14 protein-coding genes are annotated in these 22,539 nt (G+C 40.1%); 5 read left to right on the forward strand and 9 right to left on the reverse strand.

Going from position 1 to position 22,539, the window contains the following annotated elements:
• Nucleotides 1–109 precede the first annotated feature (109 nt).
• The 5 genes from GKS34_RS10450 (at nt 110) to GKS34_RS10470 (ending at nt 11,618) form a co-directional block, all read left to right on the forward strand.
• A complete protein-coding gene (locus GKS34_RS10450; protein ID WP_163384760.1) occupies nt 110–2,542 on the forward strand; it encodes a right-handed parallel beta-helix repeat-containing protein in 2,433 nt (810 codons plus the stop codon).
• A 78-nt stretch (nt 2,543–2,620) separates the two neighbouring features.
• Entirely contained in the window at nt 2,621–4,039 is a 1,419-nt protein-coding gene (locus GKS34_RS10455) for a phytoene desaturase family protein (protein WP_290227167.1), read from the forward strand.
• 35 nt (nt 4,040–4,074) lie between these two features.
• A complete protein-coding gene (locus GKS34_RS10460) occupies nt 4,075–4,644 on the forward strand; it encodes a hypothetical protein (RefSeq protein ID WP_163384761.1) in 570 nt (189 codons plus the stop codon).
• A 2-nt stretch (nt 4,645–4,646) separates the two neighbouring features.
• Nucleotides 4,647–5,732 (forward strand): HTTM domain-containing protein, encoded by a 1,086-nt coding sequence (locus GKS34_RS10465; RefSeq protein ID WP_163384762.1) that lies wholly within the window; start codon nt 4,647–4,649, stop codon nt 5,730–5,732.
• 927 nt (nt 5,733–6,659) lie between these two features.
• On the forward strand, nt 6,660–11,618 hold the full coding sequence (locus GKS34_RS10470; RefSeq protein WP_163384763.1) for a malectin domain-containing carbohydrate-binding protein: 4,959 nt from the start codon (nt 6,660–6,662) through the stop codon (nt 11,616–11,618).
• A 226-nt stretch (nt 11,619–11,844) separates the two neighbouring features.
• On the opposite strand, the gene GKS34_RS10475 is transcribed toward GKS34_RS10470, so the two are convergent.
• The 9 genes from GKS34_RS10475 to GKS34_RS10515 all read right to left on the reverse strand — a co-directional run bounded on the left by GKS34_RS10475 (nt 11,845) and on the right by GKS34_RS10515 (nt 22,530).
• Nucleotides 11,845–12,867: a glycosyltransferase family protein gene (locus tag GKS34_RS10475; protein ID WP_163384764.1), complete on the reverse strand. Its 1,023-nt coding sequence runs from the start codon at nt 12,865–12,867 to the stop codon at nt 11,845–11,847.
• Between the two features lie 111 nt (nt 12,868–12,978).
• A complete protein-coding gene (locus GKS34_RS10480) occupies nt 12,979–13,941 on the reverse strand; it encodes a glycosyltransferase family 47 protein (protein ID WP_163384765.1) in 963 nt (320 codons plus the stop codon).
• Between the two features lie 48 nt (nt 13,942–13,989).
• Nucleotides 13,990–14,658: a glycosyltransferase family protein gene (locus GKS34_RS23410; protein ID WP_240459271.1), complete on the reverse strand. Its 669-nt coding sequence runs from the start codon at nt 14,656–14,658 to the stop codon at nt 13,990–13,992.
• A 478-nt stretch (nt 14,659–15,136) separates the two neighbouring features.
• Complete coding sequence (locus GKS34_RS10490; RefSeq protein ID WP_205602056.1) at nt 15,137–15,895, reverse strand: WecB/TagA/CpsF family glycosyltransferase; 759 nt, start codon at nt 15,893–15,895, stop codon at nt 15,137–15,139.
• Between the two features lie 76 nt (nt 15,896–15,971).
• The gene (locus GKS34_RS10495) at nt 15,972–17,207 is read right to left on the reverse strand and encodes a delta-aminolevulinic acid dehydratase (protein ID WP_163384767.1); all 1,236 of its coding nucleotides are present in this window, start codon (nt 17,205–17,207) and stop codon (nt 15,972–15,974) included.
• Nucleotides 17,208–17,210: 3 nt separating this feature from the next.
• Complete coding sequence (locus GKS34_RS10500; RefSeq protein WP_163384768.1) at nt 17,211–18,332, reverse strand: polysaccharide deacetylase family protein; 1,122 nt, start codon at nt 18,330–18,332, stop codon at nt 17,211–17,213.
• Nucleotides 18,319–19,419 carry a glycosyltransferase gene (locus tag GKS34_RS10505; protein WP_163384769.1) on the reverse strand — a complete coding sequence of 367 codons (1,101 nt, stop codon included), beginning with the start codon at nt 19,417–19,419 and terminating at the stop codon, nt 18,319–18,321. Before GKS34_RS10505 ends, GKS34_RS10500 begins: the two co-directional genes overlap by 14 nt.
• 9 nt (nt 19,420–19,428) lie before the next feature.
• The gene (locus GKS34_RS10510; RefSeq protein WP_163384770.1) at nt 19,429–20,331 is read right to left on the reverse strand and encodes an AAC(3) family N-acetyltransferase; all 903 of its coding nucleotides are present in this window, start codon (nt 20,329–20,331) and stop codon (nt 19,429–19,431) included.
• A 36-nt stretch (nt 20,332–20,367) separates the two neighbouring features.
• Nucleotides 20,368–22,530 (reverse strand): bi-domain-containing oxidoreductase, encoded by a 2,163-nt coding sequence (locus tag GKS34_RS10515; RefSeq protein WP_163384771.1) that lies wholly within the window; start codon nt 22,528–22,530, stop codon nt 20,368–20,370.
• Nucleotides 22,531–22,539 lie beyond the last annotated feature (9 nt).

Below are 22,539 nucleotides of genomic sequence, written 5' to 3' on the forward strand. Positions count from 1 at the left end.
TTCCAGGTCGAAACCGGATATTTCCTGAATTCTTAACCTGGTGATGGTCAATATATCCATTCACATTGATAAATTTACCCTAAAACTAGATGGAACCATTGAATAAGTCATGAGGCGAACCCATTTTTTATTACTCTTTCTATGGATAGGCACCATTACAAGAATGCCGGCAGCTAGCTATTATTTATCTTCTTCTGCTGGCAAAGACACCCATACCCACCAGGAAGCGCAAAACCCGGCAACTCCCTGGCAAAGCCTTGAAAAACTAAATCAGTTTATTCCGCAGTTAGCACCGGGAGACTCTGTCCTGCTAAAAAGAGGCGATGTCTTTTATGGGACGATACATCTGAAAAAATCCGGAACCAAGGAGCATCCCATTGTCTACAGTCATTATGGGAAAGGCCCACTCCCAATGATTACGGGTTTATCCGAATTAAAAGGATGGGTAAGCCATTCGCCTGGTATCTATTTTGTAGAATTACCCCTTTCTTTCAGTCAAATTAAGGTCCTTACCCTGGATGGAAAGCCCCAGTCCATGGGTCGTTTCCCCAATCCGGATGAGGTTAACAAAGGTTACCTGATACCCGAAAAGGTGGAAGGAAACAACCAATTAAGTCACGAAGTATTCCTAAAAAATGAGGGCTGGCAGAGCGCAGAACTGGTTCTGAGAAAAAACCACTGGGTCATCGACCGACAGAAAATCACCGCCCGACAGGGAAACACGATCACCTTTTCAACGGCATCTAGCTATGAGCCGAAAAAAGGGTATGGTTTTTTTATTCAAAATCATTTGAATACACTAGACCAATTGGGGGAATGGTACCAGGATAAGGAAAACAACCGCCTGTATGTTTGTATGGAAGATACTAATCCGGAAAATTATACCATTCATGCCAGTAACGTGGACCAGCTTATTACCACGTTACCCAATACCCGGCACGTAACCATTGAAGGTCTGCATTTAAATGGCGCCAATGAAGTGGGGCTTTATATTCGGGGAGGTAGCTTTTTCCGTTTTTCAAACAGTATCATCGAAAATTCGGGTGAAAATGGAGTGCTGGCACTGAATATGGATCATTTGAGCATCCACCAGTCAGAAATCCGAAATTCGTTTAACTCCGGAATCTATTTACGATCCGGTAATTATCAGGCCACGATTACTGACAATCTTATCGAAAATACCTTCATGATGCCCGGGATGGGGCAAAATGGAGATAATAACGGGTACGCCCTCTTCAGCATTTCGGATGCGGACACCATCGCCCGCAATACCATTAGGAATGTTGGATACGTTGGCATCGGCTTTAGAGGAAGTAAGACGCTGATTAAAAATAACCTTGTGGATGGTTTTTGCCTGAGCAAAGGAGATGGGGGAGGAATCTACACTTATACCGGAAACTCAAATCCAAGATATACGGATAGAAAAGTAACCGGAAATATCGTTCGAAACGGAGAGGGGGCCAGGGAAGGAACACCGCTTCAGGGATCGGATTTACCTGCTCCCGCTGAGGGAATTTACATAGATGACAATTCCAATAATGTCCTTGTAACCGACAATACGGTTTATCAAATCTCTAATAAGGGCATCTACCTTCACAATGCCCAAAACATAGAAGTGAGCAACAACCTGGTGTTTGATGCAGGCTATTTGGTTTTTCTTACTGACGATGAATTGGGACAACCTCTTAAGAGTATAAGGATATCAAACAATACCCTAATCAAAAAGGAACCGCATCAAATCGGAATGGGAATCCGCTCTGCTTCTCCTGAGTTCCAGACGATCGGCCTTTCTGACCAAAACCGATATGTGGATCTAACCGGTTTTGGTATTCCTTTTTATTTTCAAAATAGAGCGACAAAAAAAGAGATGTATCATACCTTGGAAAGTTGGGAACGGGAAACAGGATGGGAAAAATCGACTACGCAAATCACCAAAACTATAAATCAAGATTTATTCGAATATGATACTAAAACCCTTACCAACGCCAACTTTTCTGATGCCATAAACCGTATTTATTGTACTAATGGCTGTACGTTAACGCATGCAAAAGAAGGAAATATTTCGATTACAGGTAAGGATGAAATTGCGAGTTTGAAATTAGATTTAGGTCCTTTAAAAAATGATTCAAGTTACTTGTTATCAATAACAGCATCTTCAGAGGGGCAGACCATCATGGAAGCATATTTAAGACAAAAAGGCCCGTCCTATCAAAAATTATCAACTGAAACCCCCGTACTATTAACCAATTCCAAGAATGAGTTCAAAATAGTAATAGAAAGCCCTAGAGAAGACCAGGATGCATCATTAATTCTAAACATTTACCCTCCAAAACAGGAAATCAACATATCTCTTTTATCCTTTGAGGTTCTCAAAAAAACACCCGCCTCTCCATCCGAAACTAATTTTATACTTTTATCCAATACGGAGTTGGTTCAGAAAGAGATTAAACTGGAAAGCGTTTATTTTAACCTATTTGGGAAAACCCAACCTAAAGTTTTTACTCTGAATCCCTACGAGAGTATTTTCCTGATGAGGGAATAGAACGGTTTAAAGTTAATCGCATTGACTAACTTTTTTTTTAACTAAAAAAAACTTAATTTCAAACATAATATGTGAACTATGGATTCTATTTTTGATGCCATCGTAGTTGGATCGGGCCCAAACGGACTTTCGGCTGCAATTGTTTTACAACAACAAGGGTTAAAAGTTCTGTTAATAGAGGGGAAGGAAACCATTGGCGGTGGCATGCGAACAATGGAACTTACCCTACCTGGATTTAAACATGACATTTGTTCTGCAATACACCCTATGGCTGCAGCAGGCCCATTTTTTAAGACGTTACCGCTTGCTCAATATGGCCTCGAATTTGTCCACCCTAAAATTCTAGCAGGGCACCCCCTCCCGGATGGAAGCGTGACTTCCTTGCACCGATCGCTGCACGAAACGGCAGATCATTTGGGGAAGGACAAAAACACCTATATAAACTTATTAAAGCCAGTTGTTGATCATTGGGAAACTTTATCACCGGATATATTATCCCCATTAAAATTCCCTAAAAACCCAATAAAGCTGGGATTGTTTGGCATTAATGCGCTTAAACCGTCTACCTTTCTCGCCAAAAAATTCAAAGAAACACGAACAAAAGCACTTTGGGCAGGGATGGCAGCGCATGGGATACAACCACTAACCAACATCGCCACTTCAGCGATAGCAATGGTTTTGATGGCGGCAGGCCATCATAGTGGTTGGCCGATGATTAAGGGAGGCTCTCAAGCGTTGGCCGATTCCTTAGCTAATCATTTTCTAGACCTAGGTGGTAAAATCGAAAGGGGAAAAATGATAACTCATATCGACGAACTACCTAATGCAAAGTTGATAATGTTTGACGTCAGCCCAAAAAACTTATTAAAAATTGCGGGTGACAAATTTTCCAAATTGTATCGATGGCAACTGAATAGGTTTAGGTATGGAATGGGGGTTTTTAAAATGGACTTTGCGCTTTCCCAACCCATCCCCTGGAAATCCGAAGAGCTTAAGAGCGCCGGTACCGTACATTTAGGGGGTACGATAGAAGAAATTTCAAAATCAGAAAAATTAATTTGGGAAGGAAAGTATAGTCAAAACCCGTATGTCCTTTTATCCCAGCAAAGCCTATTTGATAAAACCCGTGCTCCGGATGGATCTCATACAGCCTGGGCTTACTGCCATGTTCCGTCTGGCTCTACATATGACATGTCAACCACTATCGAAGACCAAATTGAGAAATACGCACCGGGCTTTAAAGAAACCATAATTGGCAAACATACTTTCAACAGCAAGGAAATTGAAAATTATAATCCAAATTACATTGGAGGAGATATAAATTCAGGAGTACAAGATTGGTCCCAGATATTTACACGGCCAGCCTTGAGAATATCTCCCTATAGAACTTCATCTAAATATTTATATATTTGCTCTGCTTCAACTCCACCAGGCGGAGGAGTTCATGGAATGGCCGGTTATCACGCAGCAAAAAGAGCAATAAAAGATTTATTCTAAGTTTTACTAAATCATTTTTAAATTACAAAAAGAAAATGAACAACCTCTTAGAAAGACATAAAATAACATTGGTTTTTTATATAACCATCATCTTTCTCTTTGCATCAATGGTTTTTGCAAGATTAGTAAGAGAGCCTTATCCAAGTTTAAACATGCCCTCCTTTACAAGAAGCGGAATTAATGAAGGTATTGTTCCTGCAAGTTATTTTGAAATAATTTACTTAAATAATGGGGAGGAGGTTTGGAAAGGTAATTTAAGGGAAATATTTGATGAAGTACCTGTAACCCTATATATAAATAATATGCGTTTCATTTTTTTTAACAAAGCCGGGTTAAATTTAGAAGAATCGAGAAATCAAAAACAAAAAATAATATCCGCAATTCCAGGAGGGATCAAAATTCATGAAGTATTAAAACAATGGACGACAAATGATGTAATTGGTGGAGCAAATGAAGTAATCCCCGAACTTATGCTTAAAAAAAAGCCATTTAAGTCGGAAAATGTGACTGATTTTATTGTTAATGAATATGTAGAATATTATCACTTGGTGGAGGGATTTCAATACAGAGAAATAGTCAGACATAAAAAATTTACTTTTGATTGAGTATGCAGCAGATTAATGAGAAAATTACTCGATGGCTAACAAATACCTGGAAGCCTACTTTTTTCCAATTAGGTTTAACCAGAATCATATATTGCTTAGGTTTTTTTGTTGTCGGCCTACCCCAATTTATAGAGATATCCAACCTTGAATTAGTTTTTTTTGACCCGCCTGTAGGCATCTCTAAATTGATTGGCCCTATCACTTCGCCCGAGTTTTGGTGGATTTTTGATCTGGTTTTGAGGGTAATTTTCGTATTAGTATTGGTCGGTTTTCGAACTAAGGAAACATCTATTATTTTTGGATTACTTCTAATATTTGGATTTACATACTCCTTTAGTTACGGGAAAATTGATCATGATATTTTTGCGGTCATTTTTCCAATTATTATGTCTTTTTCTAATTGGGGGGGAGCACTATCAATTGATGCGCTAAGAAAGAAAAATAATAAAATAAAACCGAATGGCTGGCCCTTAACCTATCTTTCTTTTTTGTTAGGATGGGGATATTTTACCGCTGGGTTACCAAAATTAATTGGAGGATGGCTAGATGTTTCCAATTCAAGTACGGTCGGTTTTATTTTAAGAAAATATTATTCAGGCGAAGAGCCATTGTACTTAAATGAAATGTTTGCGAAAATCAATAATCTATTTTTCTATAAATTATTAGATTATAGCACTTTGCTTTTCGAATTGGGATTCATTTTTACAATTTTTTGGTCCGCAGTATTTTTAAGAGCAATTGGCATTGCTGCTATTTTTCACCTTGGAGTTCTATTAACTTTAAATATATCCTTTTCACTACATGTTTTAGTGTTTTTACCTTATTTAAGCTATTATTATTTTCAGCCTAAAACCCAACTTTCAGAAAACCTGGAACTATTTTTACGGCAAAACAAAAAAATATTTCTAACGATCGGTTTCTTATTAGCTGTAGTAATCATTGCCGGATACTATCCCGAATCATTTAGGTTTATACGAACCCATTCCGTTTTATTTTTAATATGTATTCCTTCTATTTTCTTGGTCTTGCCAAAATCTGCTCTCCTATTTCTAGGAAAAATTACAAACCGTTTCTTTCCAGCTAAATAGGAATCCCTTTCCTTTTCTGTATTCATAGAGTACCAACCAATCTACCTGTGCCTGGCACAGCTACAGGCAAGCCAGGTGAATTCTGGATACTGCATCACCAATTCTTTTGTTCTGAAGTCTTCGAGAAGGACCGCTACGGCCGTTATCAAAAAGCTGTAGACCTTTACCAACTAATGGTGCCTATTCATCGAAGCTAAATTTTCGGATCAATAGTAAACGTTCAATGCGGAACCGAACCTCTAAATATTCGAAATCCAAACTGCTTTAACCCGAATCCAACCAATCCTGGTACAAATTTCTGATTTCCAATTCGCACTGTCTCTTTTTGACGCAGGAAAAAAACAACCTGCCTTCCATGCGGGGCTCTCGGACGGATACATTGAATATTCATAGGCCCAAAAAATCGGCTGCTCTTCCATTTTTAGATTAGCGACGACCTCACTAGCAATTTCCTATCGATACCTCTATTGACTTCAAGCAATTCCTTAGTCCCTGATTACACCATCGTTTGTTGCTTTCACCTTCACTACCTAAAACAATCCAGCTTTAATTGAATGGTTGAAAAAAATCTTTTTTTTTAAAATTTTTTCCCATCCGCTTTTTAAGGACTATCGGCAATAAAAATAATTTCAAAAACAATATTGAAATCACATACAGAAATTATCCAATTCCCCACCCTTTCTGCTAGATATCCTCTTTGCTATAAAATTTGGTTATAAATATTTTATATCATTAATTAACAAAAACAGAGATATATTTAGAATATCATTTTGGTATATACGAAATTCAAAAAATTTAATTTCAATAGTCAAAATACTGTTTTAGGAATTTATACTTCAGAAAAGATAGAACAAAATGAATATTCCTTCAAAAAATATCAAGAAGAATAAAAACGGAACAAGTGTCAAAAACATAATTTCTCAACTCATGAAAACACGTGTATTTTTAATCGCCATCCTCACTTTTCTGGTGATCTCGGCATCTTTCGCTACCGATTACCATATTTCAAATGAAAAGGGAAACGATTCCAGAAGTTTTTCTCAAGCTCAAAACCCTGAGACTCCCTGGAAATCAATCGAAAAACTGAACGCCGTATTTTCCTCTCTCCAACCTGGGGACAAAATACTGTTCAGAAGAGGCGAAACCTATTTCGGTACCATCCTTATGAATAATTCCGGTACGGCAAGCAATCCCATCAAAATAGGGGCGTATGGGAATGGAGAAAACCCCATCATTACCGGTTTGGTAGACTTGACCAGTTGGAAATCCATTGGTAATGGTATTTACGAGGCTGGTCATTCTCAATTAAAATCTAAGCCTACCAATTTGGTTACCTTCAATGATAAAGACAAAGAAATGGGAAGGTATCCCAATTCGGACAGTGAAAACAAAGGATACCTTACTTACGAATCCACCTCCTGGAATACCATAAAGGACAATGAACTGAGTTCCTGGCCCAACTGGACCGGAGCTGAAGTTGTAATTCGAAAAATTTACTGGATCCTGGATCGTCACAAAATCACTTCTCACTCCGGCAATACCATACAGTACGCCTCTAATAGCGAAACCAGCTACCAGCCAAAGGCTGAATTCGGATACTTTATTCAAAACCACGTCAAAACCCTGGATCAACTCGGAGAGTGGTACTTCGATACCAGCCAGGCAAAACTAAAGGTGTATTTTGGGAACGAATCACCATCCACGCATTCGGTAAAAGTGGCTGCACTGGACCACCTACTGACCCAGGTAACGCGCGTAGACTATGTAGTTATCGAAAACCTTCATTTCAAAGGTGCCAATTCCAATGCAATCCACCTCAGCACTGGAAAGAATGTAACTATAAAAAACACAAAAGTGGAAATGGTTGGTCAAAATGCAATTTCAGGAGAAGGAAATCACCAGCTTCTTTTGGAAGGAAACGAAATTCTGGATATCCACAATTCCGGCATTGAATTAAAATCCTGTGATAATGCTATTATTCGCAATAACCGGATAAGGAACATCCAACTGTACCCGGGAATGGGAAAATCAGGAGATGGTAATGGATTTGGTATTTTTTCCCCTAACGATAACAACCTGATTGAGGGTAACCAAATAATTAATTCCGGCTATGTTGGCATTCGGTTTGGAGGAAACAACAGTACGGTAAAAAATAATTTTATCAATCACTTTAATAAGACCAAAAATGACGGCGGAGGCATCTATGTTTATACTGGCAACAGCAATGAGACTTTTTACAACCGAAAAGTCATTGGTAACATCATCCTGAACGGACAGGGAGTGGTTGAAGGAACCAATATCCGATCTGCTTTGGCCAAACCTCAATCCGAAGGAATCTATCTGGATGACAATACCAGCGGCGTGGAAATTGCCTACAATACCATTGCCAATATTTCCAGCAAAGGCATCTATCTACACAATGCAAGGCAAAACCACATTCACCACAATACTATTTACAACAGCACCTACCAATTGTTCTTTAGAAACGACCATATGGGTGCGGATATTCGCAATAACACCGTTGAAAACAACCTGTTTTTCTCTCAAAATGGAGAACAAAACAACTTAAACCTAAGCTCCATTAAAAACGATTTGGGGCAGATGGCCAACTTCAGAAATAACGTGTATGCCAGCCCATTGACCGATAATTACCGGATCATCAATAAATACAATATGGGTACCAGCAGTGAGGTCACAAAATTATTAGACCTGGATGGCTGGAAAGCCCTTTACGGTCAGGATGCCGGATCCACAATACACCCGGTCACGATTCCTTCATATGAGATAAATGGTGTATCCGGAGAAAATAAATATGATAATGAAGGCTTCGACAGGGACGTAGATTACGTAAATGTAAAAAATGGAAAAACCTCATGGGTCAGCAGTTCAAAGTTGGATAATGGAGCCCTTAGGGTTACAGGTACAGGTGCATTAGAAATAAATGTAAATATTGGCAAAGTAAGTATTGGCAAAGATTACCTGATAAAATTTAGTGGTATTGGTAATAAGGAATTCGCAGGTAAAGTTTATTTCAGACAAAAATTTTCCCCTTGGAAAACGATTAGCGCAGTAAGTGTTGCTGAATTTCAAAATGAAAGAATTGAGTATGAAATTTTGTTAAGTCCTGCCGAAAACTCAGAAGAAACGGTGCTATTATTTAAATTTGAAAATGCGAACGCGGTTGATTTCCAGATTGACAACCTCAGCGTAAAAGAGGCGGATCTGAAAGTGACCAACCCTGACGACAAAATATTTTTTGCTTACAATGAGGGGTATTCAAAAAAATCGGTCAGTCTACCCGGGGAATTTGTAGACATGGATAACAAAAGCTATTCCGGAAGCATTGAGCTGGATCCATTTCGCTCTGTATTATTAATCAAGACTTCAGAGAAGACAACCGCTCAACCTGAACCCATACAAGAAGCCAGGGTAATCATTCCTGAATACGGTTCCGGTATGATCGAAGGAGATGATCTTCCCATCACGTTAGTAGTAGACACAGGAAGAGAGTTGGAAGTAGAAAAAGTAAACTACTACTATTGTGAAACGTTGATCTCGGAAGAAACAGAAACTCCCCTGGCTTCTACCTGGCAAAATGTTCCTTTTGGTTCCCACTTTATTTACGCCGAAGCAGTGGATGTTTACGGAAGAACGATTTTCTCAGACAGTGTTGCCATAGAGGTTAACAAACAAAATGTGATACCCATCATCACTCTGACCCAACCTCTTGAAAATACTGAAATCAATATTGGTGAAAGTATGGTGGTTTCAGGTTCAGCGATAGACCTTGACGGTGAAGTGGCCAGGGTGGACCTTCTGGTAAACGGAAATCCTTCCGCTACCTCGACTGTTTCTCCATTCGAATTTACATGGACTTCAGCTCAGGAAGGGTCTTTTACACTGTCCTTGCAGGTAGTGGATAATGAAAATGGTAAAGGATTGTCCGACGAAGTGGTGGTTCAGGTTTTAGCTAAAGAAACGGTAACCGAAACCACACCTACCGAAGAAGAAACTGTTGGTAGCACACCGGATGACCAGGCGCCCGCTTTTAGCCTGTTTGTCAATCTGGGTACTCAAAAGGAAATAGTATATGGAGGAACTGATTTTGAAGGTGAGCAGGCAGTAAGCAGCCAAATTTCAGGTTTAACCTACACCTATTCTAACACCAAATTTCAGGAGCCATTATTCCAGACGGAAAGAAATGGAGATCAATTCGCTTTTGAAATACCTGTTCCGAATGGAACTTATACAGTGAAAACCTTTCATAACGAACTGTACTTCGGACAGGCAGGCCCTTCCGCCGGAATAGGAAGGAGAATTTTTGACATCCTACTTGAGGATAAAATGGTCAAAGAAAACCTGGATTTCTTTGTTGAAAACAATAATCAACCGCTTGTTCTGACTTTTGAGGCTATCGAGGTAATCGACGGAAACCTGAAAATAGGATTGAGTGCTTCTACCAACCGGGCAAGCATCAGTGGTTTGGCCATCATTTCAGCAAGTAGTTCAACTATATCCACTCCTGACAGCGATGCCATAACTCCGACTGAATCTGTAGTGCTCGAACCTTTTATGCGGTTAAAAACCGGACACTACAAAAACGTACAATATGAAGGAGAAGACTTTATTGCCGACTATAACTTGGGCTATTTCAGTGCCTCTTCTACCTATACCAATACCGACGCAAGCTCGGAACTGTTGTTCCAAAAAGAACGAAATGGTGAGGTATTGAATTATAGCATTCCGGTCCCTAATGGTAGCTACACCATCAAAACCTACCACAACGAGTTGTATCATGGTCATAGAGGGTCTAACGCGAAAGCCGGAAACAGGGTCTTCGACATTTTTCTGGAGGACAATTTGGCAAAAGACAATTTTGATATATTTGTTGAAAATAACAACGAACCTACCATCCTGACTTTTGAGAATGTACTCGTAAAGGATGGGGTACTAAACCTAGGAATGGTAGCAAGTGCCAATAGGGCATCTATATCTGCACTGGCTATTTTTAAAGAAAATAGCGTGACCGTGGAGCAAACCGGAACAGACCATGTTTTCTTTTTGAATACAGGTGGAGAGACTGACGAAGAAATTAACGATGATATCTTTGTTGCTGAGGAAAACACAGAGGCATATTATAATATCCCTTCTTATCGTTTCGAAAATAGCAAAGCATCAGCGGAGAAACTTTTCCAAACAGAGCGAAATGCTGATAACCTGAATTATGCCATACCCGTACCCAATGGCACCTATACCGTACTTACCATGCATAACGAGTTGTGGTTTGGGCATGGTGGTCCATATGCAAGGGCCGGAAGAAGGGTGTTTGACTTGGCTTTGGAAGGTCAAATAGTTAAAGAAGGGTTCGACATATTTGAAGAAAATGGAAACGCACCCACTTTATTGGCTTTTGAAAATATCACCGTAACAGACGGTATCCTAAATCTGGAATTAACCGCAAAAGAAAACAGAGCCAGTATATCAGGCATCGCCATCATCGGAAGTGGAGCCAAAAATGCAATCAATGGAAGTAACCTTAGGGGTTACAGAGAAATGTTTGGCAGAGGGTATAAAGAAATGTTCGGTAGAGGATACAAAGAAATGGATCTTTATGTAGAAAATAATGAACAAAATGAAATGAAGATTTTCCCTAACCCTGCTAAGGACAAAGCCTCCTTGGTTCTGGGACAAGAAATTGGCCAGGGAAGGGTTCTTATTCACAACATGAATGGTCAGTTAGTTGGCCAGTTCGAACTGGACTGGATCAGAACTTCAGGAAATCAGTTTACTATTCCATTGGACAACCTATCTCAAGGGATGTACCTGATTAGTGTAAGCAATGACCAAACCATTGTTAATAAACAAAGGCTGATAGTGAATCCTTAATTAAGGAATAGTGCTTAGAATTCTAATCCCCTGGAAAAAAAATCCAGGGGATTTTTATTTCCCGCTGATCGCAGGTTGAACAGCTGCTCATGCAAGAGCTTATTTTAAAGAAAAAGGGCAAAACTTCCTCAAAAAATTAACAGGTCAGTAGAAATTCAGGCAGTATTCAGATCTCCTAAAAGGAGAGGTCTCTGTTCTCACTGAAAAGAGGATGATATTATCCAGGTTAGGACTCCGCTCGCTTTCTATTGAGAACCGTCTTAAAGAGATTCCCCATTTGTTGAGCGAAATAATCAATATTATATTTATTGATGTGCAGATTTTTGGCCGTTTTTCCCATTTGGGACAAATCCGTATCAGGGCTAATCATCTGTTTCAGTTTCGACTCCCAACCCGAACTCGTATTGTCTTTCACCCAAAGCCCAATTTTTTCTTCCTCAAGGTCAATATCAAGAAAGGAATGGTAGGTCATCAATACCGGCTTCCCCACAGCAAGCGCATCTAGCACTACCGTCAATCCGTAGGTATTTCCTTTATTTTTTACTTCCTCTTTGAGAGGGATAATAATAAATTCAGCGTTCGCATACGCTTGCAATAGTTGGTCGTAAGGTACCCAGGTAGTATCAACGATTACATTGGAGGGTAACCGATCGGCATTTGGGATGGTGTTGGGGGTACAATAAATTTTTAAACGTAGGGGAATATTTTCAAAGGCATTGATCAACATGTCATAATCACGGTCAGCAGTGCCCGCACATATAGCATAAGGAACATGGTCTGATGTTTTAAGTTCTTTCACTTTTTCATAAAAGGAGAGATCCGCCCCCCAACGAACCGGAAAACATCGGTCCCGTATCTCTTCAGGAGTAAACTCCAGGTCCCTTGTTGTTTTTTCCATGAGCTTCGTTGAAAAAAAAGCGAAGGCATCAAACTGCCTGAGACGCTTTATAGCAAACTTATTTAAAAACGCTCCCTTTTTCTTGTAATAAATGAAATTCTGATGAGCAAGGCCCACCATGGGGGTTTTGACAATTCCGATCATTTTAAGCATAACCAACAGCCTACTGGTGGACAAGGGATAGGGCATGTAAACCAAATCATAATTCCGGAGAATATGTAAGGCTCTGACCTGTTGGTCTAGAAAAGGTATCTTTATTAGCTTTCCAACAAAATCCAGCCATTTGTATTTTTGATTTACATGTATGTCGACCTGAAATTCACCTGAATTTTCAAGTTCGATTTTTCCCATTAAGTAATGACTCGGGTTTATACCAGTTAAAAAATTTTGATAGATCTTATCGAAGGAGTATGAGTTTATTAAAAGCACTTTAATTTTGTCATGCATAATAAAAATTGGTTTCTAATAAGCTTCCAGTTTTTCAATGTTGTTTATAATATAGTTTGCCGTCGCCTTTTCGGAGCATTTTTCCACCCACCACTGCCTGGTTTGCTGATGAATAGCTTCCATTTGGCGTTCATCCTGGAGAAGCTCTTTGGTTATCCTTAGTCCGGTATCCCAATTGTCTATTTGAATAATAGGAGATCCCTGGTAAAAGGGAGTAGGTGGAAGCGGTTCGGAAATAATGATACAGCCCGCTCTCATGGCTTCGAAATGCCGGAAACACTCTGTCATAAAATACCCTTTGGGGCATAAGACTATTTTGGAATCCGCCAGCACCTCCCCGTATTTTTCGGGAGAATACCCTGCCTTAAATCCACTATTAAAAATGATGATGGAATCACTAAAAAAATTACTGAAATCACTTTTCAGCTTAATTAAGAATTTGCGGTAATATTCATGGGTAAGCCACTTTTCGGGAGGTAGTAAAAATCCCAAATTAGAAAAGGTCCGATAAAAATTTATACGATTCATATTGAGATTTCCCCTGAAAAAAACATTAAATTTTCTGTCTTTTATTATTTTATCCGGAAATTCCGGAACGCTATTAACATAGCCCAGGGCGAGTGGAAAAACATTACGCGTCTCAAATTGGACCCCTATGTAAGCTTTAAAAATAGCAAAATATTTGTCTGCGTAATAACTTGGATCTAAGCCCCCTTCATCTGAGAAATAAAGCAATATTTTTTTCTTATCCGAGGGCAAATCAGCGCTTGATGGCATGACATCCTTTTCGGAACCCGGATTTCTTTTATTGACTTTGTGATTTGAGTAAATAAAAAATTCAAATTCGGTAAATCGTTTACCCAAGGATTCCCTTAATTCTCCAATTATCTTTTTTATATACACTGATTCATTCAGTTGTTCAAAGTCGTAATCGGATTGCTCCTCGTAATAAACATTTGTCAGTCCAAACAATCTCATGTTTTTTTTTACACTAATACACCAATAATGGTAACAAAGAGAACAAGGTTATTTTTGGCCAAATTTGTAGGTAGCAGAAATCCTTAAAATTGCCTTTTCTAATTTATCTGCAAATCGTTCGGAATTAAATTTTTCACGATAAACCTTCAGCGCTTGCTTTCCCATTTGCCGCGACTTCTCCGTATCTTTCGCCAGAATCTTTACAGCTGCAACCCAACCTTCCACATCTCCCTTCTCAACAGTAATGCCAAACCCTTCCTTTTCAGCATCTAAATTAATGGAAGAATTTTTAGTTATTATCGTTGGCTTTCCCAAGGCTACCACATCCTGGAGGCTGGTCATTCCCTGGCAGCCTTTCAACCGCTCCGGATATGTCAGCGGAATGAGAATAGCACGTGAATCTTTGTAGAAATTCAATAATTCAAAATAAGGAATAAACTTCGAATTGATGCTAACGTTGGACGGAATATCAGCCGTATTGGGAAGACTTTTTGGGGTGCAAAATATTTTTAGCGGATAATCTAAGTTACGAAATGCCTCAATAAGAGTCTCATAATCCCGGGCGGTATGCCCAGCACTAATAAAATAACCCGATTGAGGCTGTTCATGGTTATTTAATCTTTTATAAAATTCGGTATCAGGACCCCATTGGGCAGCGTCAATCTTTTTTAGGCTTTCTGTATCTGAAATTTTTAAGGTCCTTAATGTATTTTCCATAAGTTTTTCACTTAAGAAAAGGATACCATCGTACCGAAGTAAAATTTTTCTAGTCAACCATCTTACCAGGGAATAAGGGGAATTCATCCCGAAAAAGGGTTGATGCAAGGTGATCAAAATTGGCTTTCGGTAAAGCCCGAGAAATTTCAATAGAATGAGAAACTTTGTGTTGGACAAAGAATACGGTGCGTATAGGATGTCATAGTCAGTAGCATGGGCCAGTAGCCGTATCTGCTGGTCCAAATGCTTGATACCTATCATATTACCTAACTTATTTAGAATAGGATATTTTTCATGGGTAAAAATAGAAACAGCCGCAGCCCCTCGCCTCTCGAGCTCTACTTTGCCCCAGACATGGTGGCTGCCACTGGTGCCCTTTTCCCACAGACTGTAAGCATTCTCCATTGAATAATTATTTACAAGCATTAATCTTGGTCTCATTCTATCATTAAATAAAAAATATTGCTCCCAAGAAATACTAGCTAGATTTGCGCATTAGCTTCATCCTTTCTTGAAATAGTATCTTCACAAATGCAATATTGGTAGTTAAATATCTTTTCCACATTCTTCCGGGTTCCTGCATGGTCCTGAAAAACCATTCCAGGCAGATTTCCTGCATCCAGAGTGGGGCTCTTTTTATCTTTCCTGATACCACATCAAAACTTCCACCTACTCCCATTATAAATGGTACTTTCATCTCGCTTTTGTACTTGTTCAGGAAAATTTCTTTTTTAGGAGAACTTATGGCCACAAATAACATATCGGCATTAGAATCCCTTATCTGTTGGGCGATATCAAGCTCGTCTTCTTTCCCGAAGTACCCATTTCTGAATCCGGCAATTATGTTTTCCCCATACTTCTCCTTGTAAATAGCGACTACCTTTGCGACTACTTCTTGCTTGGCTCCAAGAAAAAACACCTTGTATTTTTTCTTATGTGCCAGGGCAACCAGATTTTCCATGAGATCGATTCCCGCTACCCGTTCAGGCAAGTGTTGTTTCAAGAATCTCGCTGCCCAAACGATTGACTGCCCATCCGCATTAATAATATCGCAATCAACGATCGAATCCCTTAATTCGGGATCCCTCTGGGCATTTACCAATTTGGCAGCATTCACTACCACATGGTGTAAACTTTCTTTCCTCTGAATGCTTTTGTCAATCAGATCAACTGTCTGATCCATGGTAAGGGAGTCGACAGGTACGTTGCAAATTTGAATTCTTATTACATTTTCCATTAGTAAAACTTAGTGGTTTTTTTATTATCAGATTCTTTCCCCAAAAAGCATTCCCTTTTTTATTTTTTTACAAATATTAATATTGCCTGGAATTCTTTTTCAAAATTCCCTTACTATATAATGTAGGGGCGTTTCTGAAAAAAACTGTGAATGAAAGAAACATCCATGCTTGTGCCCATCGCATATAAGGGATTCTGGATGTAAAATACTTGTTAATTTGATAATAAAAATAGCCTTCAGATGATTGCATGTGTTCAATGGTCCAGTCCATCACTTTTTCTGCCATGGCTTTATTTTCCTGAAAGACTCCCAACTTATCTAAGGTAATGACCAGCTGGGTTGGAGCATGAATATCAATAGGGTAAACACTATTATTATAGTATTTTGAAATTCCTTCTTTTGTGAAAAAGGTCTCTAAATAATATTTAAATCCTCTTTGCAAATAGGAATCAAAACCATAGTCTCCTGTATATTTGGCAAAATCAGATAAACACTCCAGATTATATCCTGTGTGAAAATTATCTATCCATTGGTGAAAGGGTAGGGTACCGTAACCCCATGCCCCGTTTTCTTGCTGATAGTCACAAGCAAAGATAACCGCTTTTCTTGCTTCCTGATAAAGTTCTTCCTCCTTTGTATATCCATAAACACGGCTTAACAGCCTGGCTCCCAGCAAGGATGCATTGAAAACAACACTCTTATCCAACGGAGAATATGAAAACGAAAAATTCCCCTTTTCATCGTAGGTCCTGTAAAGGTCTTTTAATACGAAATCGCAGGCACTTCTCGCTGCATCAAAATAGGCTTGCTTTTTCGTAAGTTCATAGGCATCCAATAATGAGCAGGTAACAAAAGTAGTAGCCACTACCGTTGGCGTATATTTGGGCTGGAAGAAAGCTCTTGCCTGCCAATCAAAATTATACCCCCAGCAGCTACCACTCCATCCCTTACTTTGTAATTCCAAAATCCGGTCCCCAAAAAAATGAATCTTTGCCAACCATTCTTTTTTTGGTTCCATCAAATACAAATTACAGTATGAGGAAAGGAACAGCCCCAAGGCTTTGGGATTATATTCTTTAGGCACGCCGACAAGCGGTCTGAGGTTAAGTGGTGCACGCTTAAAAAACTGAGTCCAGGCAAGTTTTACAATTCTGGACTTGGAAAACAGGGGTATTTTCTGAAATAAACTGCTATTCAGGCTGTCGTATGGATCATATCCTTTAAACGACTCTGCCTCACAGAAAGCCTCCAATTTTGAAAAAGAATCATAGAATCGGGTAGATTCAGTAGATAATTCCTTAGCTGATGCCATTTTTCACACTGTTTTTTCGGTTTTCGATTCATTTTTTATTCTGTAAACCGCCTCCTTTAAGGTAAGAAAAGACAAACTTCCTTTATTGGCCCGTAGAAAGGCTTCAAATGTTTCGGAATGGATGAATTCCTTGGAATGTCCTATCAATACAAAAGGGTGAAAATCGTTATGCCCCTTTGCGGCTATTCTCCGGGCATCTTTCAGGTACCTTTGAAGTTTGCCTTTGGAAAAAAGACAAAAATCCCAGGTAAGGTGCTCTTTCTCAAGAAAGAATTTGATCTTCCCCAAAACAGAACTCCTACCCTCTACCTTATCTTTGATTTTATCAAGGTTCGAGCGCTTATTTTTCAAGGCAATCCGGATCCGTTGGCGATCGTATTTTTTGAACCTTGTCATAGATTGAGAGAAAATCGGTAACTCGATCAGTCCATCTTCCCCATCCTCGGGCTTTTCTACTGCGCTTTTCACCATCCAATAGGGTCGGTCCCGGCTCAGGTGACGGAAATCATAGCGATAGTACTCATTATCAATGAATGCTCCCGGAATAACCGAGGAATCTGCTACAAACCCCAATTTAAGTAAAACCTTGACTATCTCCTCCGATGGCGTAATACTAAAGCCACCCGCCCTGAAAATAGTGCATTGGTAAGTGGGGTCTACTTTCCGAATCAGTTCTTCAATCCCCTTTTTTCCTTTGGCCAACAAATCTTCTAAACTAATTCGGAAATTTTCGTCCGGGGATAAAGGAACCCGGGTAAGCTTCCAATACCGGTTGTCGGGGTACCAGCGCCCATTTTTAAAGCTGGCGTTCACCCAATGGGGGTGTATGTGCAATTGTATATCATGGCCTTCCAAATAAGCTTGCCTCAGTTGATCTTCTATTGCCGTTACCGGATCTCTTTCATATCCCATAGCATTACCCGAAATCCAGGCTTCTTTCATACGCAGGTACTCCATTACTTCAAAAAAAATAGTGGTCTTAATCCCATGATTTTTACAAACCTTCAAATATTCACGGGTAGGCTCAATCATCGTCTCAAATACACTTCCTGAACCATCGCCATATAACTCATAATCTAAGGTCAGAATTAAATGGGAAACAGAATGTTCGTTATTTTTCATCATAAAAATAATCTTTAATGTATCCCAGTAGCTGATTGGCCCTTGAATTCCAGGAATTTCTGGAGGCGATCGCTATGCGTTCTCTGACCAGGCTGTCCGTATTTTCTTGATATGCCTGTACGATCTGGTTAACAAACGCTTTATCATTGTTCGCTTTGTAAACTGTTCCGGAAGGAAATTCCCAATGCCTCACATTTGGCAAATTGGTGATTACTGCTGGCAGGCCGCTGGCCAGGTATTGCCACATTTTGTTCGGCGTTCTTCCGCTGTTTGGATCTTCCAGATAATAGGGCGCGATCGCCACATCCATCTGCTCCAATTCCCGACCTAATGGATCTCCGGTCATGACCCCATGAGTAACTACTTTTCCCGCAGGCTCGAGGAAATCAAGGAAATCATCTGCTATGGGGCCAATCAGGTGAAGTTCGGCATTTTCAATGCGCAAAATGGCATTCATCAAATCCAGCGGTGTCTTTTTCTTATCAATAAAACCAAGCAATACCACTTTCAGCCTACCATCAGGTTTTCGTTTTCGGATTTCATCCGCTTTACTTTTGGAAAAATCAGGGGCTCCTAATGGGAGTTCGTACGATTTCGGATTTACCTTTCGGAAATCATCCACCAGTTTCTTTGCAGTCGCAATGGTGAAAGATGCCGTCTTCAACAATCGGTTTTGAGTAAATCGGGTATACGCTTTTACCAAGGCTGGTACCTGCACGTTGTTGATATAATCATCACTGGCAAAGTAGATGAATTTCTTAAAATAGGCACCAATCAGGTGCGCCCCAAAATCGGAACAAATCAAAATCACTTCTCTCCCTTCAAAATGCTTTTTCAATTTAGGAAACAACCAGATTTGATAGGCTTCATTCACCAAAGGCATGCGGTACCTGACCCTGCGGCTCACCGGAAAGGAAGGCAGTATCAGGTCAAAACTGTCATTCACCTTATTAATGGTCAATCCCGGTTTGCCTTTCAAATTAGAGGACACAAACGTTACCTTGTGATTTTCTGAAAGGGCATGGGCCAACTGATGCCTCGATCGGGGCGGGCTATCCCATACGGTATTGGTGTAGATTACAAATTCCATTCTCTTCAACTAATGCTTTTTTTGCGAATAAACTGTTCGCGAGACCCCATCTTCCAACCATTTTTTTGCGTGCAAATAAACAGCCTCATTACTTACGGTATAAAAAACGGCTCCCTTTCTTTCTACAGAGACGTAATCCGAACAGCCAGTTTCCTTTAAATACCCACAGGCAGATATAATGGAATTCACCTTATCAGGTTGGTGCAAATAAGTAGCTACTTCCATCATCTTTCCGTAGTAGTTCATCCTTCCATCGAATCGCATATCCGAATAAATTTCCATTTTATCTTTCAGAAACAAATCTTCACAGGAATGAAAAAAGGAATTTATCTCCACGCCCAAACCAAGTGTTTTGCTTTCTGGCAATAGCCTGGTTTTGTAATAGGGACTTTTTTCATCATAGGGATAAACCGAAAGGTGATGCTCCTGAATCAACCAATCCCTGTCCTTTCCCCAAGCACTTAGTGCTTTCACGGGATGTGGACTGAGCTTGACACCATCGGATTCTTTGAAAACCTGAGTCAGCACCCCCATATAGGAACGGGAGGTATGAACATCAAAAACATTCCCTTCCTGAATCCAGTAATAAGCATGACCTGTAGGGTAAAAGGGCATCAATAAATTGCCAGAATTCCCTACCAATTTTTTCAATAAAGCGACGGTATCCTGCGGAGAAAAGGAGGCATTCATGTTTCCAAAGCTAGAATGGACAATAAGGGTATCCCCTTCTTTAATTCCCAACTCTTCCGTTAAAATACGCTCAAATTCCTCCAGCTCCAATGGAACCCGCTCCTCCTTGGAAAGGGTAAAATTTCTCTTATACCTTCTCCTGGCCTTTCGAAAAAAATTTTTTAATCCGAGAGGAGTCACATACTTAATGTATTTCAATGCCTTGTCAACTACTTTTCCCACGTCACAGTAAGATTTAGGTGAATTGATCTAACCGATTCAAGACATTACCTCTTCAAGTTCTATATTCTGTGGTAAGCCAGTAGAAAGGCTATCCAGAATTTTAAAAGTGGTCAAAGTAGTCAAACAAATTGACTCAAAAGAAATGGGGCTTCCTTTTCCTTCTTTAACCTGATCCAGAAAACGGTAAACCTCCTCTTTATGACCTTTCCCCGCAGACTTCAACTTGACCTGTTTGTTGTCTTTGTGAATGCTACCGCTTCTAAAGTCATGGATGACACCTATTTTTCCGCCTCCGAAAACTTCGATATTTTCTTTTGGAAGGGATTTGTCGCCATTAGCAAGATAGGTCAAATTACCCACCGAACCATTGCTAAATTTAATAGTTACGGCCAGGTTGTCGGCAGAAGTCAGTTTATCATTACTTGTATTGATAGCTTCTGCATGTACTTTTACGGGAACTGATTCTGTGAAATACTGCATCAGATCTATAAAATGACATACCTCTCCAATAATTCGGCCGCCTCCAATTTCTGGTATCTGGGACCAATGGTCCTTAGGGATAAAGCCAGCGTTCACCCGTATGTTTACTACCAGGGGTTCTCCGAGGTTTTCGAATTCCTTTTTAATTTCCTCTGCCACCGGGGCAAACCTACGATTGAAGCCGACCATTAGGGTCTTTTCCGTGGTCTTTTGTGTGTGAACAACCTCCTTAAGCTGCTCCATATTCATGGCCAGGGGTTTCTCCACAAACACATTTTTCCCCGCCTTCAACCCATCAATGACAAAAGAAGCATGAGAAACGTGAGGGGTGGCAATAAACAAGGTATTGATTTGCGTATTTTCCAAAACATCCTTGGCATCAGAAGAGCAAAAGTTGAACTTAAACTTATCCAACACGCTTTTTGAGGTAATTCCCTTGGAGGTTACCACCCCATCCAGAGATGCTCCCCAGGATTTTGCATTCGGTATCAAATAACTTTGTGCAAAGCTCCCTGCTCCGATAAACCCTGTATTAACGGTATTTATGGGTTCCTGATTTACTTCCGTTTTCGACTGAAGTTTGTTAACGGAGCTCTTATACTTAAGCAAAATTCCAATATGGGGTTCTTTCACTTTGCCCATGACAATATCGTAGGCCTTTTCAGCCTCATCGATGTCAAACAAATGGGTGATAAGTGGCTTAATATCAATGGCTTTTTCGGCGATTAAATCTAGAAAGGCCTCCATGTTCCGCTGTTCGGTCCAGCGCACATAGGCATAGGGGTAATCCTTTCCTAACTCTTCGTATTCCACATCGTACCTTCCGGGTCCGTAAGAGCAGGAAATCTTTAGTTCAAGCTCATTTTTATAAAAGAAGGGTTCCCTTGGAATATCCATTTTTACGGCTCCTACCACGATGATTTTTCCCTTCTTTCGGGCAATTTCCGTGGAAAGGACAATCGGGTCGTTGGTTGGTGTAGCCGCTGTAATGATGATTGAGTCGAAGCCCCTCCCGTTGGTGAAGTTATCACAGGCGGCAATCAGGTTGGAATCGTTCCGGTTGATGGCCTGGTTGGCCCCGGATTTTCTTGCCAATTCTATCAGCTTCTCGGACATATCAATGCCAAAAACACCGCAGCCATTGGCTTTCAAAAGCTGTACGGTGATTTGTCCCAATAATCCCAGCCCAATCACACAAACCTTTTCTCCGAGACGGGGCTCTGCCTGCCTAACTCCCTGCAATGCAATGGATCCTAGTGTGGTAAAAGCTGCCTCATCCGAGCTTACCGCTGCCGGTATTTTTACCACTAAGTTTTGAGGCACAGAAATCACCTCCGAATGGGAGGCATAATCCGCACCAGCGCAGGCAACGCGATCACCTGGACTAAATACTCCGTTAGTGTCCATGGATGCGATGACCTTTCCTGATGTACTGTACCCCAGTGCCTTTAGGGAATCCAGTTTGGTTCTTACCTTACTAATGGTTGCAGACAATCCTTCTTTTTGTATATTTTGAATAACTTGAGATACCAAATCTGGGCGTTGTTTTGCCTTTCCCAATAAACTGGCTTGAGCCACTTTTACGGTACTTCTTTCGGTGCCGGCACTTATCAGTGAAAATTCGTTTTCAACCAATACCATGCCTTCAGAAAGTGCAGGTACCGGCACCTCATCCACGTAAAGCTGTCCAGTCTTAAAATTTTGAATCACTTGTTTCATTGCCTTAAA

This window comes from Cyclobacterium jeungdonense, assembly GCF_010994275.1.
Taxonomy (GTDB): Bacteria; Bacteroidota; Bacteroidia; order Cytophagales; family Cyclobacteriaceae; genus Cyclobacterium; species Cyclobacterium jeungdonense.